15 protein-coding genes are annotated in these 12,844 nt (G+C 65.6%); 9 read left to right on the top strand and 6 right to left on the bottom strand.

From position 1 onward, the window contains the following. Window positions 1-180: 180 nt before the first annotated feature. On the top strand, window positions 181-822 hold the full coding sequence (locus JWN03_RS22440; protein ID WP_297618337.1) for a DUF4097 family beta strand repeat-containing protein: 642 nt from the start codon (window positions 181-183) through the stop codon (window positions 820-822). Window positions 823-993: 171 nt separating this feature from the next. On the opposite strand, the gene JWN03_RS22435 is transcribed toward JWN03_RS22440, so the two are convergent. Beyond that, window positions 994-2,439: a CoA transferase gene (locus tag JWN03_RS22435; protein WP_297618334.1), complete on the bottom strand. Its 1,446-nt coding sequence runs from the start codon at window positions 2,437-2,439 to the stop codon at window positions 994-996. Further along, the gene (locus JWN03_RS22430) at window positions 2,432-3,061 is read right to left on the bottom strand and encodes a TetR/AcrR family transcriptional regulator (protein WP_297618331.1); all 630 of its coding nucleotides are present in this window, start codon (window positions 3,059-3,061) and stop codon (window positions 2,432-2,434) included. The genes JWN03_RS22435 and JWN03_RS22430 overlap by 8 nt, the downstream gene beginning before the upstream one ends. 118 nt (window positions 3,062-3,179) lie before the next feature. On the opposite strand from JWN03_RS22430, the gene JWN03_RS22425 reads away from it, so the two are divergent. The 5 genes from JWN03_RS22425 to JWN03_RS22405 all read left to right on the top strand — a co-directional run bounded on the left by JWN03_RS22425 (window position 3,180) and on the right by JWN03_RS22405 (window position 7,175). Beyond that, entirely contained in the window at window positions 3,180-3,818 is a 639-nt protein-coding gene (locus tag JWN03_RS22425) for a helix-turn-helix domain-containing protein (protein WP_297618329.1), read from the top strand. A gap of 2 nt (window positions 3,819-3,820) precedes the next feature. Then, window positions 3,821-4,555: an SRPBCC family protein gene (locus JWN03_RS22420; protein WP_297618326.1), complete on the top strand. Its 735-nt coding sequence runs from the start codon at window positions 3,821-3,823 to the stop codon at window positions 4,553-4,555. 49 nt (window positions 4,556-4,604) lie between these two features. After that, window positions 4,605-5,177 carry a dihydrofolate reductase family protein gene (locus JWN03_RS22415; protein WP_297618323.1) on the top strand — a complete coding sequence of 191 codons (573 nt, stop codon included), beginning with the start codon at window positions 4,605-4,607 and terminating at the stop codon, window positions 5,175-5,177. A gap of 236 nt (window positions 5,178-5,413) precedes the next feature. Next, window positions 5,414-5,647 (top strand): hypothetical protein, encoded by a 234-nt coding sequence (locus JWN03_RS22410; RefSeq protein WP_297618320.1) that lies wholly within the window; start codon window positions 5,414-5,416, stop codon window positions 5,645-5,647. 583 nt (window positions 5,648-6,230) lie between these two features. Next, window positions 6,231-7,175 carry an LppP/LprE family lipoprotein gene (locus JWN03_RS22405; RefSeq protein WP_297618317.1) on the top strand — a complete coding sequence of 315 codons (945 nt, stop codon included), beginning with the start codon at window positions 6,231-6,233 and terminating at the stop codon, window positions 7,173-7,175. Window positions 7,176-7,353: 178 nt separating this feature from the next. On the opposite strand, the gene JWN03_RS22400 is transcribed toward JWN03_RS22405, so the two are convergent. Together JWN03_RS22400 and JWN03_RS22395 are read right to left on the bottom strand one after the other, a co-directional pair. Then, window positions 7,354-7,713 (bottom strand): nuclear transport factor 2 family protein, encoded by a 360-nt coding sequence (locus JWN03_RS22400; RefSeq protein ID WP_297618314.1) that lies wholly within the window; start codon window positions 7,711-7,713, stop codon window positions 7,354-7,356. Between the two features lie 24 nt (window positions 7,714-7,737). Continuing rightward, on the bottom strand, window positions 7,738-8,298 hold the full coding sequence (locus JWN03_RS22395; protein ID WP_297618311.1) for a MarR family winged helix-turn-helix transcriptional regulator: 561 nt from the start codon (window positions 8,296-8,298) through the stop codon (window positions 7,738-7,740). A 162-nt stretch (window positions 8,299-8,460) separates the two neighbouring features. Here JWN03_RS22395 and JWN03_RS22390 point away from each other — a divergent pair, with 162 nt between their 5' ends. Both JWN03_RS22390 and JWN03_RS22385 read left to right on the top strand, forming a co-directional pair. Next, a complete protein-coding gene (locus JWN03_RS22390; RefSeq protein ID WP_297618308.1) occupies window positions 8,461-8,889 on the top strand; it encodes a nitroreductase family deazaflavin-dependent oxidoreductase in 429 nt (142 codons plus the stop codon). Window positions 8,890-8,943: 54 nt separating this feature from the next. Beyond that, window positions 8,944-9,867, top strand: a complete 924-nt coding sequence (locus JWN03_RS22385; protein ID WP_297618305.1) for an NADP-dependent oxidoreductase — start codon at window positions 8,944-8,946, stop codon at window positions 9,865-9,867. A gap of 8 nt (window positions 9,868-9,875) precedes the next feature. On the opposite strand, the gene JWN03_RS22380 is transcribed toward JWN03_RS22385, so the two are convergent. Continuing rightward, complete coding sequence (locus JWN03_RS22380) at window positions 9,876-10,127, bottom strand: hypothetical protein (protein ID WP_297618302.1); 252 nt, start codon at window positions 10,125-10,127, stop codon at window positions 9,876-9,878. A 10-nt stretch (window positions 10,128-10,137) separates the two neighbouring features. After that, window positions 10,138-11,469, bottom strand: a complete 1,332-nt coding sequence (locus tag JWN03_RS22375; RefSeq protein WP_297618299.1) for a S8 family serine peptidase — start codon at window positions 11,467-11,469, stop codon at window positions 10,138-10,140. Between the two features lie 141 nt (window positions 11,470-11,610). Between JWN03_RS22375 and JWN03_RS22370 the strand changes: the two genes are divergently transcribed. Next, window positions 11,611-12,774, top strand: coding sequence for a cytochrome P450 (locus JWN03_RS22370; protein ID WP_297618296.1), 1,164 nt, complete (start codon window positions 11,611-11,613; stop codon window positions 12,772-12,774). The last annotated feature ends 70 nt before the right edge of the window (window positions 12,775-12,844 follow it).

Genomic DNA, 12,844 nt, shown 5'->3' with positions numbered 1-12,844 from the left:
GCCGCACGACCCCCGACAGTACTGACGAGACCCGCCGAACTGTTACCCAAAGCAAGCGCTAGAGCACTTTCAGTCCAGATCCTCATAGTTGACACTGGTTCGGATGGCTTCGGCGCAGTGTCAGACGACGTGTCAGGTCGGCATCAGGCCGATATCAGCCGGCCTCGCGACAGTATTCACATGAACAACACCGCATTCGCCACCCCGGGACCGATCGCCATCACCGTCGACGTGCTCTACGGGAACGTCAGGGTCATCGCCTCCGACCGCACCGACACCGTCGTCGAGATCCGCCCCACCGATCAGTCCAAACGAGACGACGTGCGCGCCGCCACGCACACCCAGGTCGATTTCTCCGCCGGCGCCCTGACTGTGAAAACGCCCAAAGGGTGGCGCATCTACACCCCGTTCAGCGGCAATCCCTCGATCGAGGTCGTCATTCAGGTGCCCACCGGCTCCCAGCTCAAAGCCACCGCCGGCATGGGCGTAGTACAGAGCTCCGGCGAACTCGGCCCGTGCGAGCTGGAGATGTCCGCCGGCGACATCACCATCGAGCGCGTGCATGGATCGGTCACCGCGAAAACCGGCAAGGGCAATATCCGTATCGGCGAAGCCTCACGCGGCGTGCTCGAACTCGAAACATGCATGGGCGAACTGGAAGTCGGTATCAGCGCGGGCAGTACGGCGCGTCTGGAAAACAGCACCCAGAACGGCACCGTGCACAACCAGCTGACACCGGCCGATCAGGAGCAGGACACCGTGGTCGTCTACGCACGAAACTCCTACGGCAACATCATCATCGGGCATTGCACGGCCGCTTGATGTACCGGACAGTGCATCCACGGATACGACCTCTGCCATGGCTACGGCGGAAAGTCACAGTGCGGCACTATCGAAGCGCCCCAGCGGGTTCGTTGGGGCGCTTCCAGTCTGGTTTTACAGCGAGGCGCTTCAAGTCTCGATTGCGGAGGCGCGCTTCGCGTCTCGCGTGTACTACTGAGTTCGCCACTCCGGACGGCTGGAGCCGCGGGGTACGAGTGGCGGGTCGGGCCAGGCCGGAGTGAAATGCGAGAACTGAACCGGCGGAGCCAGCATGTGAATGTCGCCGAGCGGGCTGGGGGCGTCGTAGGCGGCAGGCTCGCGCAGCGTGTGCTGGTCGCCGACACCGGCGCCCTCGGGGTCGACCAGACCGAGGGTTTGATACCACATGGCGGTGCGGGTGAGATTGACGGTGACGTGCCAGGAACCGCCCTCGGTGGCCCGTTTGCCGAGCGCGGCGAGCGCGCCGATCGCTCCCATATAGCCGGTGATGAAATCGTTGATCATGCCGGTGACAGGCAATTTCGGGTCTTCGGGGGTGCCTTCGAGCGTCATCAGGCCCGAGGCTGCCGAGCCGTTCATGTCGAAGCCGCCGCGAGTCCGCCAGGGGCCTTCGGAGCCGTAGCAGCTGACCGAGACGACGATGATGCCCGGGTAGCGGGCGGCGAGTTGGTCGGGGTCGAGACCGAGCTTCTCGAGTTTGTCGCCGCGATGGTTGTTGACCACGACGTGGGTGTCGGCCAGTAGCCGGTCGGCGCGTTCACGCCCGGCGTCGGTGGTCAGGTCGAGGTAGGTGCTGCGGGAGCCGACATTCGCTTCCGCATAGATGAAGTCGTGCTCGTAGTCATTGGGGCGGGTGGCGCACAGCACATCCGCGCCGTACTCGGCAAGGGTGCGCCCGACCGTGGGCCCGGCGATAGCGTGGGTGAACGACAGCACCCGGATATCGTCCAAAGGTCGTGCGGCCGGACCGAAGTCGTGAATCGGGGCGTCACCTATCCGGCGCAGCCCGATCACCGGTTGCCCGGCCAGCAGCGCACCCTGCGGGTGGGCAAGCCATTCCTCGGGCGTGCGCGCGATGCACAGCGGCAGCCCGGCCGCATTGGCGGACTCCTCGAGTTCGAACGCCTCCCGGGTGGCGAAGGCGGCGGCGACTTTCGCGTAATCCGGTGGGACATCGAGGAATCGGCACCATTTCGCGGCCAGGTGCGGGTAGACGCCCGACGCCATCACGGTGCGGCCATCTGCGGTGCGGTAGGGCGCGAGCAAGAACGGGTTGTCCGCGACGAGTGGGTGCGGCGGCAGTTCACCGGCGAGGGTGGGATGCCAGAACGCATGCGGGGTGATGCCGTGCACGGCTTGACGCAGATCCAGTTGCAAATCCTGATCCGGACCACCGCGGCGGCGATGCAGGGCGACCGCGCCGACGGCCGCGGCCATGATCGGAATGCCGATGCCGGCGCCCAGCCGATGCCGGGCCGGCACGATCGGATCCGCACCGGCGAAACCGACACTGCCGCCGGTGTTTCCGGTCGAGATTCCGAGATTCTCCAGTAGGCCGTCGACGGCCACGACGTGGTCGAGCGTGGCGATATCGGGGCTGAGTGCTTGGTCAGTCATCTGTGTCTCCTCCGGGAGCGGACAGTCGATTCATCAGGGTTTCGACGAGTTCCCAACGCGCAGTGGTCGATTCGGCATATCCCGCCGCATTCTCTGTCAGAGTATGCAGGTTCTCACCCTCGACGACCGTCACGATCAGCCGGGTGAGGTCTTCCACCGGTAGCAGCGGTACGCGCCCGGCGGCCGCGAGTGCCTCGGTCAGCAGTGCGGCCAGCGCCGCGCGCCCGCGCGCCTCGTGCTCGAGCAGCATCCGGGCCAGCGCGGGCCGTCGCACCGCATGCAGGCCGAACTCCGCCGACACCAGCAACCACCGCCGTTCGGCCTCGTCCACCACCGACGGCAACAGCGCCGGGTCGCTCAGCGTGGCGACCGGGTCCCCACCGGACGGCAGCGCGAGCCGGAGCCGCTCGAGCCGGACGGTCCACTCGCGGTCGAACAACGCCAGAAATAACTCGTCCTTGTCGCCGAAGTTGGAGTAGTACGCACCCTTGGTCAATCCGGCGCGTGCACAGATCTCCGCGATCGACGTGGCCCCGAATCCCTGCTCGGCGAACAATGCCAACGCCGCGTCCAGCAGCGCGGCCACAGTGATCGGCCTGCGTTTGGTTACACCTTTGGGCATCCGCGCAGCATAACGGATACCGAACAGTATCGGATACCAAGATGAATCCGATTCCCCCACCTGCAGAGACAAGAATATTTTCCTTGACAATTTTTTTCGTCGGCTGCATGCTGGACCGGTGCTGGACGTAGCTGTGATCGAAGAACCCGCCGCGGCCGAGGCGTCCCTGGACCCGATCCGGTCCCGGATCCTCGCCGCACTGGCCGAGCCCGGCTCGGCTGCCATGCTGGCCGTTCGACTGGGGTTGCCGAGGCAGAAGATCAACTACCACCTCAAGGAATTGGAACGGCACGGGCTGGTCGAGCTCGAGATGGAACGACGCAAGGGCAATATCACCGAGCGGGTGTACCGCGCCACCGCCACCTCCTATGTGATCTCCCCCAGCGCCCTGGGCGCCATCAGCCCGGACCCGTCCCGGTCTCCCGATCAGCTGTCCGCCTACTGGCTGCTGGCCCTGGGATCCCGGCTGCTGCAGGAGGTCGGCGCACTGCTGGGTGGCGCCCAGCGTGCCAAACAACGGGTCGCCACCTTCGGCATCGACGCGCAGGTGCGGTTCGCCTCCGCGGCCGACCGGGCGGCCTTCACCGAGGAGCTGGCCCAGGCCGTGACAACCCTCGTCGGCCGCTACCACGACGAGTCCGCCGAGGGCGGCCGAAACCACCGCGTAGTCGTCGGCCTCCACCAGATCCCGACAGCGCAGCCCTGCCCGCAACAACTACCCGAAACGACCGAACCCGAAGCAGGACAGGAGAACTGACAATGGCGCATCCGTTCGAGATCGAACTGGAGACGACACTGCCGGCGAGCCCGGAACAGGTCTGGGAGGCCATCGCAACCGGACCGGGAATCGACTCCTGGTTCATGGGGCGCAACGACGTCGAGCCGAACGAGGGCGGGGTGGCGGCCATGGATACCGGAGGCCATCGGGAAGAAGCGGTGATCACCGCCTATGAGCCCGGCAAGCGTTTCGGCTCCCGCACAGTGGCCGCCGAAGACGGCCGATTCATGGCCTTCGAGTATCTGATCGAGGGACGGGACGGTGGCAGCACCGTGCTGCGCGTCGTCCAGAGCGGCATGCTCGGCGACAACTGGCAAGACGAGTACGACGCACTGCGCCGCGGCTGGCCCTTCCACCTCCACACGCTGCGGGAGTACCTGTCGCACTTCGCCGGTCGCGTCGGAACCCCCGTGTTCGCCGTGGCATTCGGGCCGTCCGCGCAAGAAGTGCGCGCGGCGCTCACCCGTGGGCTGTCACTGTCCAGCCCGGTCACCGAGGGTGCGAGGGCGCACGCGGAGCCGGAGAAGCTGCCGCCGCTGGACGGTGAAGTGGTCTGGGCGGACGACGAGCGCATCGGGGTCCGTACCGCCGACGGACTCTACTCCTTCCACCAGGGCCCGACCGGCATGGCGCTGATGTTCCATCACCTATTCGCACCGAAAACCGATGGGGCAGAAGCCGCCTGGCAGCAGTGGCTCACGACACTTCTCAGCTGAGCTTCACATTCGCTATCGAAAACCGACACGAGATATCAAGGAGACAACCATGCGCACTCTGATCAGCACCGCCTTCATTTCGCTCGACGGCGTCGTCGAAGGCCCCGGCGGCGAACCCGGCTACCGCAATTCCGGATGGACCTTCAAGGACATCGAATTCCTCCCCGATGCCTTCGAAATCAAAGGCCGGGAACAGCAGGAATCCACCGCGATCCTCCTGGGCCGAGCCAGCTACCAGACATTCAGCCCCGTCTGGCCGGACATGGAAGACTTCGCCGACTACAAGACCATGCCGAAGTACGTCGTCTCCACCACTCTCACCGACAACGACCTCGTCTCGAACTGGGGCGACACCACAATCCTGCGCACCCTCGACCAGGTCGCCGCCCTGAAGGAAACCGAAGGCGGCCCGATCATCATTCACGGCAGCGCCACCCTGAACCAAAACCTCTCCGACGCAGGCCTGATCGACCGCTACCACCTCCTCGTCTTCCCCCTCCTGCTCGGCGCAGGCAAGCGCCTGTTCAGCACCACGGACAAGGACACCCAGAAGCTGAAGCTGGTCGAATCCGAGGCCTACGCAAACGGCCTGCAAAAGAACGTCTTCGACGTCATCCACTGACAAAACGCTCGCCCGCCCGCCTCGGCGTTGGGTAGCAGTCCGCGAGTTACCGATTCAACCGCAGCTCAGCGGAAGTCGTTCGCGTGGTCTATTGCCCACTGCGGGAATGTCTTCGCTGGGCGACCGAGGACATCCTCGATCGTTGTCATGACGGGAGAAGGCTGCGGCGACGGCATCGCAGGGAGTCAGTGCTGCGGAGCGGGTCCGTCCGGCTGTGGAGAATCGGGGTCACCGCTGTGGCCACCGTCCTGATCGCCGGCTCCTTCGCCTGCGACAGGTCCGATTCTGCGCGGTCTGGCCATGCGCCGAATGCCGGCGGCTGGAGCGTCAGCGGCTCGTTTGCGCCGCGCCGCGCCGAGATCGACGACACTCCCATCATGCTCGGCTCTGCCCGGATCATTCGCCGGGGCGGGATGGCGTACCGGGCCGGGGTCGATCGGCAACCACCCTGTCTCACCCTGCAGCTCTGATCGCAGCACGGGCCTGGTCGGTGCGGGATCGTAGACGGAGGGGCCTTCCGAGCGCCAAGTTTTGCGGGGACGCTCGCTGGTTTCTTCCGTCATGCGCCGGGGGCGACGCGGCAGCCGGGTGATTTTCGACGTACCGTTTCCCGCCTCGGGAGAACCAGCGTCGGCAGGCTTCAGACCTTCCAGCTTCTTGCGTAGTCGTTCCACCGCATCGAACCTGTTCCCGCCGGGTCCCGGCAAGGATCCCCGACCCGGCACTTCCTGGTCCGACATCGAGCTAACCGCCGACAGGTGCCTGGACACCCGTCGACACGACTGCCGGTAACCCGGGCTGATCTCTGAACTTCTTCCTCATTGCGTCGCTCATGTCCGTATTCTCCCTCAGCACCGCCACACTCGTTTCCTCCCCAGTCCCACTGAGCACCGGGGCCGGGTCCGCGCGCCTTCATCCACGTGACGAATCAACGATAACCGGCGAGCGCACTCACTTGCGCGTCTGTCCACCAGGCATGCCCATAAAACCGGGGGCGCAACGCCTTTCGTCCCGGACACGAAGTACTGGTAGTACCGAATGGAAAGGGATCGTATGAAACGGATAATCGGAATCATCGCGGCGGTCGCCGCAGTGGCCCTGGCGACGGCATGCCAGGACAGCGTCACGACGCCTGCGGCCGGGGGGTCGTCAGCGTCATCATCCGTCACTGTCGCCCCGCCTGGATCCGTGCAGCCTTCGGACACCCAGCAGTCGCCGGCCCCGGAGCAGTCACCGGGGGCGACGCCGCCCGCCGGCAATGATGCTCCCGCCACCGCCGGGAACGGCAAATGCGTCGATCTGAACTCCGGAGTGGTCAAGGCCGCGCTCGGCAGGCTCGGTGCCAATGTGGGTGGCGACGGCTTCTACGCGGACAGCGGCACCGATGCCGCGGTCGGCTCCTGCCCCAGCCTGCTGTGGGTGCTCGCCGGGACTCCGCACGGCACCGCGAGCTCACCCTGGCAGGTGATGCTGTTCAATCACGCCGGATATCTGGGCACCGCGACCAAGAATTCGACGTCCTACACGACGGTGGTCGGCTCGTCGGATCGCAGCGTCCAGGTGCAATACCGCTGGCTGGCAGGTCAGGACGCCAGCTGCTGCCCCTCGGGCGGTCCGGTTACCGTCACGCTCACCCTGGGCTCCGACAACCACACGGTGACCCCGGATCGCGACTTCCCCACGCAGGCAACGGATCCGAGCTCGGGGGGCACGCCGTCCGCATGCCCGGTCTCCAAGACCGTCCTGCTCGCGGCGTTGAAAGGCACGGACATCGAGTCGCGATTGGCGAAACCGATCGAACTCGAGGACCAGATCGCCTGCGCCGGTGACTGGGCAATGGCCCACAGCGGAACCCACAACAACACCGTCAACCGCGCCCAGGTCCTGTTCCACTACGTGGCAGCCGACGGTGGTTGGAAGCCGGCGGATCTCGGCAGCGCCCTGCACTGCACCGAGATCGGCGTCCCGTCCGACGTCGCCGCCAAGATCTGCGGCTGAAAGCCCTCGGAGAGCCGCAGCTGAATCGGTGACGCGCAGGGCTCATAAGCCCTGCGCACTCCTCCGCAGCATCAGGCCGTCCGGCCCGCCGCCTCGCTCAGTCGCAGGCGCGCATGTCAACGCTGCGGGAACATATTGGCAGACAATCCCATTGGCGCTCCCCCGCACGGCGACTACGTCAATCGGTCGTGCTGGCGTGCGCGGCAATGATCCGCCAGCCGTGCGTGTCGTCGTGCAGCCAGGTCCGGGTGTAGCGCATCCGTGCCGCGAACGGCGACCCGTTGACGGTCCCCTCCACGGAGCCGAGAAACCAAGTCACACCAGCACGCCCATCGGCGACTACGGTCAGCTCTTCCTCTGCCATCCTCGTCACCACCTGCGCCCGGGTGCGGTGCATCTCCAGGTCGTCCGCCTTGGTGTACGTATCCGCACCCAAGGTGAAAATCAGCCTGTCGTCCAGCAGCCGGTCCAGCGCTTCGACATCCCCCGCGAGCTGCGCAGCCTGCAAACGACGCTCGGCATCCCCTAAGTCCTCCACAAACCTCACCCTACCGGCGGGCCCTCAACTAGCTGATTCGAGCGAATCCTCTGCTGGGCGGAGCTCGAGGCCGGCCGCTGTCGTGCGAGCGCCGTCTGCCTTCGCCGGGTCGTTCAGTCCCCCAGGCCAGTGCTGAGCGATGAAATGGCGGTCGATCGTCTCGGCGATATCGGTGAGGGCGTCGAGTTGATGCGGGGAGAGCACGTCGGCGAAGCAGTGGCGGATGCCTGACACGTAGGACGGCCAGGCGGCCTGGAATGCGGCACGGCCGGCATCGGTCAGCACGACGTCGTAGCCGCGCGCATCGCCCTCGCTCGGCGCGCGCATGACCGTGCCGCGAGTCTCCATCCGGGAAACCTGGCGGGACAGGCGACTTCGGTCCCATTGCAGCGCGGCGGCCATGTCACGCGCACGCAACCTGCACTCCGGGCTGTTGGACAGTCTGAGCAGGATCACAAAATCCGCCTCGGTCAGTCCGAAGTCGCGGGTCAGCATGCGGGCGAGCACAACGTTTATCTCGATCCGCATGTGCTGGAACCTGACCCAGGCGCGGGTCTCCCGCTCGTTCAGCGACTCCTGATCCATGACATCGAGCCTACCGGGGTCGCTGGTTTTGTTGACATGTAACTCTCTGCCAGCTTAGGGTTGAGTTGTTTACATAGAAACAAATACTGACTTCGACCTACGTCAGCGGCATCGGCAGCCCGATCCACCATCGGGCCCGAGCCGGAACGGCAGGAGTTCGACATGACCGAGGCGCTCGACTGGAATGCCAAGACGATCGCGGAGTTTCGAGCGAACGAGGGCAGGGTCGGCGGGGTCTTCGAGGGTGCTCCCATCACCCTGCTGCATCACCGCGGCCGCAAGAGCGGACGGCAGTACGTCAGCCCGGTGATGTATCTCCCGAACGACACCGAGCCGGACATCATCTACGTCTTCGCCACGAGGGGCGGAGCACCCGTCCATCCGGACTGGTACTACAACTTGACCGCCACCGGTGACGGCAGTATCGAACGCGGTACCGAGGCATACCAGGTGACTGTCCGCGAATTGCCCCGCCCTGAACGCGATCTCGTCTATGCCGAGCAAGCGCGGCGCCACCCAGGCTTCGCCGAGTACGAACGCCAGACTGCTGGGGTGCGAACCATTCCTGTTCTCGAACTCAGCCGGACATAGCCACTCGCCGTCGCACACCCAGGCGAATTCCAGCCGAACGGAGATCCAAGGATTATGGCAAAGGCAGTCAGGTACAACGAATTCGGCGGAATCGACGTTCTGCGGGTCGAAGAGGTCGAACGCCCGGTGCCCGGAGACAGGCAGGTCCTGGTGCAGGTCAAGGCAGCCGGAATCAATCCCAGTGAGGCGGCCATCCGGACGGGGGCGGTTGCGGACATATTTCCCTCGACGTTCCCATCCGGGCAGGGCAGCGACCTCGCCGGAGTCATCGAGGAGGTCGGCACAGGCGTCCGCGGATTCTCGCCGGGCGACGAGGTGATCGGGTTCTCGCAGAACCGGGCCTCCCAGGCCGAGCTGGTCCTGGTCGAGGCCGGCAACCTCATACCCAAGCCGAAGAACATCTCCTGGGAGGTGGCCGGCGGCCTGTACGTCGCCGGGGTAACCGCGTGGGGCGCAGTGCATTCCGTCCACCTCGCGAAGGACGAAACCGTCGTCATCTCCGGAGCCGCCGGAGGCGTCGGCTCACTCGCCGTCCAGCTCGCGCGCCGTGCCGGGGCCACGGTCATCGGCCTGGCGAGCGAGGGCAACCACGAGTGGCTACAGAGCTACGGCGTAATCCCGGTCGGGTACGGCGACGGCGTCGAAGACCGGATCAAGGCCGCCGCACCCCATGGTGTCGACGCCTTCATCGACACCCACGGCAACGGGTACGTCGAACTGGCCCTCGCCCTCGGCGTTGCGGTCGAAAGAATCGACACCATCACCGATTTCGCCGCGGCCGCGAAGTACGGGGTGAAGACCGATGGCGGGGCAGAGGCCGGGCCGGGCGCCGAAGTCCTCGCCGAACTGGCCGCCCTGATCTCCGACGGACACCTCGAGGTCCAGATCGCGAACGTCTACCCGCTGGCACAGGTCCGCGAGGCCTATACCGAACTCGAACGCCGCCACACCCGAGGCAAGATCGTCCTCGAGCCCTAGCAGGGTTCTCACTCAGGGGATTCGGGGTTCTCACGGATGGGTTCGATGCGCGGGTCGGCGAAGATGCCGACGCCCTCGTCGTCGGCGGTCGCCAGCCGGGCCGCAGCCGAATCCGTGACACGCAGGGCGTACAGGCCCTGCACCGGATCGAGCGAGACCAATCCATAGCCTGCGTCGACCTCACTTACAGCGAGCCCGAGTGTGCGCAGTGCGATCTCGAGGGTCGCGTTCTGCGCGAGCCGAATGGTCAGCAGCGGCATGGTTGTCACGCTACGCGTGCGGGACGGTGCGTCGCAGTTCCGTGAGCAGGGCGGCGGTGTCGATGACGCCGAACCCGTAATCGTTGTCGAAGCCGAGGGTGCCGCGATCGGTTGCGGTGCTGCGCAGTAGTGCCCGCAGCTGAGCGGGTGGCAATGCGGTCGCGGACCATTCGGTGCGGATGGCCGCGATCACACCGGCCGAGACCGGGCAGGCGGCGGAGGTGCCGGTGTCGGGCTCACCGGCGCCGAAGGCCGTCGAGCCGAGAAAGTGTGTGTAGGAGCAGATATCGGGTTTCTGCGCGCTCAATCGGCCCGGGCCCTGCGACGAATAACCGACGCGGGTGCCGGTGTCATCAACACCGCCGATGCTCAGCACGCTCGGATGGGAATTCGCGCCGCCGATCGGCTGAGTCTTGTAGGCGCAGCGCGCATCGGGGCAGTCGCGCCCGCAGTTTCCGGCAGCAAAGATGATGTCCGCCCCGGCGGCTTCGAGTGATCCGACGATGATATTGAACGGATGCGACGGATTGTCGGAGTAGTTCCCGGGGTTCCCGACCGGGAAATCCCACTGCGGCGAGAACGACCCCCAACTATTGCTGACCACCAGCGCGCGTGTCGATTCCGGCTGATCGCTCAGCACGGTGCGCAGCTGCGCGTATGCGGCAACGGCATCGGACAGCAGCCCGTCCATGACCGTGCCGCCCTGCCGGGTGCTCTGCATGACCGGAATATCGAGCAAAGTCGCCTGCGGTGCGGCGATGAGAACGTCGAACGCGCACATCGACCCGTGCGCCACGGGAAACTCCCCCGCCGTACCGGTTACTCCCGAGGGATTCCAGCTGCGGGCCTTGTCGATGATCGGGGGCGTACCGCGAACCTTTCCGACAAATGCGGCATTGATACCGGTGTCGACAATGGCGAGCGCCACGGCCGCACCACTGAGCCCGGCAGCGGCGAGTTGGTCGACGTGCAGCCGGGATTCGATGTCATGCCAGTTCCCAACGGCCGGATCGCCACCGCAGGTGAGGCAGGTCTCAATGACTGGATCCGCGAATACCCCTGTGATCGTGGGAGATTGGTTCAACAACCGGATACCGGCAGCGATGTCGCCATCAGGTATCTCCCCACGCACCAGCACCGTCGCGTGTTCCGGCGCGGAAGAGTATGTCGGCCGATCGGACTCCGACGGCACAGGTCCGGGCACCACGATCGGCGCGAATGAATCATCGAGTACAAGTCCGCCCGATTCGCCGAGAATGTCGGAAGAGCGAACCGTGACCCTGGGATCTGCCACTGCCGCAACCAGTTCGGCCGCCGGGCGAAGCTGAATCAGAAGACGCATACCCGCCATCCTGCCGCTATTCGCCTCCGCTCGCTCGCGGGTCGGAAAGATCGGAAGACGATGCGCGCCTGTCCAGGAGCGCGATCCTGCTGTCCGCGCAAAGACATCCGCGAATTACATTCGTTTGCAACACTAATGGCCATGGAACTTCAGGGGAGTTGCCCGTTTCAGGCCGGGATCCACGGCGTCGATGCACTACATGAGGAACTGAGAACCCAAGGGGCGGGGGTTCATCGGGGGACACTGCCCGACGGATCCGAGGCATGGGCGGTCACCGGCTATGAGAACGTGAAGCGCCTGCTCAACGATCCACGCCTGTCGGTGGTGAAAGCCGAGAGCCTCCACGGATATGCCGGTCTCCAGCTGCCGCCCGCACTGGATGCGAATCTGCTGAACATGGACGGCGAGGAGCATCGCCGCCTGCGCAAACTCGCTGCCGAGGCATTCGCCCCCCGTCATCACCGCGCGCAAGACGTGATCGTGGCCGAGACAGTCGCCGAACTCGTTGCCGAACTGCCCGCCGCCGGGGAGATCGACCTCATGAACGGGCTGTGCGAACCGTTGCCGGTGCGCGTGATCGGGACCCTGCTCGGGCTGCCCCGCCAGCGGTTGGATGCGTTCCGCGATGCGACCGCGCTGGTCCTGCGCGTGGACTCCTCCCCCGATGGGCAGGACACCCGCAACGCCATGATCACCCTCATGGGGCTGGTGGCCGGCGTCATCGCCGACAAGCGCCGCGAACCCGGCGACGACCTGCTCTCGGCCTGGATCGCCACCCGCGACGGGCAGGACAAACTCACCGAGAACGAACTCATGAGCCTCGCGTTCCTGACCATCGTCGCCGGATTCGGGAACGTCGTCAGCCTGACCTCGCTCGTGTTGGACGACGTCGTGCGTAACCACCAGGACCGCGCCCGCGAGATCCTCGACCAGCCCGTCGAATTCACGAAATTCATCCGGCAACTCATCACCGAGGACTCGCCGGTGAACTACGCACTGCGCCGTTTCCCCACCACCGACCTCGAGGTCAACGGCGTGACGATCCCGCGCGGGCACACCGTCTTTCTCTCGGCGCGCTCGGCACACCTGGATCCCGACAGTGCGGGGAAGGCCGATCTGGGGTTCGGGTACGGCCCCCACTACTGCATCGGTGCCAAGCTCGGCGAAATGCAGGTCAAACACGCGGTACACGCTGTGCTGCAACACTATCCACATCTGAGCGTGACCATCCCACGCGAGAACTACCAACTACTGCCGAGCTGGCTGACCTACGCCCTGGCCGAGCTCCGCATGGTCGCCGCCTGACCCCAGCAGACGTGGCCCGGAACTGACGGCGGGACCCTCTCGATGTTTGCCGCCGCCAGTTCCTGGTCGG

The sequence above is a fragment of the Nocardia sp. genome, assembly GCF_025465275.1.
Taxonomy (GTDB): domain Bacteria; phylum Actinomycetota; class Actinomycetes; order Mycobacteriales; family Mycobacteriaceae; genus Nocardia.
The sequence above is the reverse complement of the archived record's forward strand: the minus strand, read 5'-3'. Positions and strand labels throughout refer to the sequence as shown.

Bases quoted from the DNA above. Each gene is read 5' to 3' on its own strand.
- JWN03_RS22375 (WP_297618299.1), bottom strand. From the start codon at position 11,469: ATGCGTCTTCTGATTCAGCTTCGCCCGGCGGCCGAACTGGTTGCGGCA.
- JWN03_RS22385 (WP_297618305.1), top strand. From the start codon at position 8,944: ATGGCAAAGGCAGTCAGGTACAACGAATTCGGCGGAATCGACGTTCTG.
- JWN03_RS22435 (WP_297618334.1), bottom strand. From the start codon at position 2,439: ATGACTGACCAAGCACTCAGCCCCGATATCGCCACGCTCGACCACGTC.
- JWN03_RS22440 (WP_297618337.1), top strand. From the start codon at position 181: ATGAACAACACCGCATTCGCCACCCCGGGACCGATCGCCATCACCGTC.
- JWN03_RS22380 (WP_297618302.1), bottom strand. From the start codon at position 10,127: ATGCCGCTGCTGACCATTCGGCTCGCGCAGAACGCGACCCTCGAGATC.
- JWN03_RS22390 (WP_297618308.1), top strand. From the start codon at position 8,461: ATGACCGAGGCGCTCGACTGGAATGCCAAGACGATCGCGGAGTTTCGA.
- JWN03_RS22395 (WP_297618311.1), bottom strand. From the start codon at position 8,298: ATGGATCAGGAGTCGCTGAACGAGCGGGAGACCCGCGCCTGGGTCAGG.
- JWN03_RS22430 (WP_297618331.1), bottom strand. From the start codon at position 3,061: ATGCCCAAAGGTGTAACCAAACGCAGGCCGATCACTGTGGCCGCGCTG.
- JWN03_RS22405 (WP_297618317.1), top strand. From the start codon at position 6,231: ATGAAACGGATAATCGGAATCATCGCGGCGGTCGCCGCAGTGGCCCTG.
- JWN03_RS22370 (WP_297618296.1), top strand. From the start codon at position 11,611: ATGGAACTTCAGGGGAGTTGCCCGTTTCAGGCCGGGATCCACGGCGTC.
- JWN03_RS22415 (WP_297618323.1), top strand. From the start codon at position 4,605: ATGCGCACTCTGATCAGCACCGCCTTCATTTCGCTCGACGGCGTCGTC.
- JWN03_RS22420 (WP_297618326.1), top strand. From the start codon at position 3,821: ATGGCGCATCCGTTCGAGATCGAACTGGAGACGACACTGCCGGCGAGC.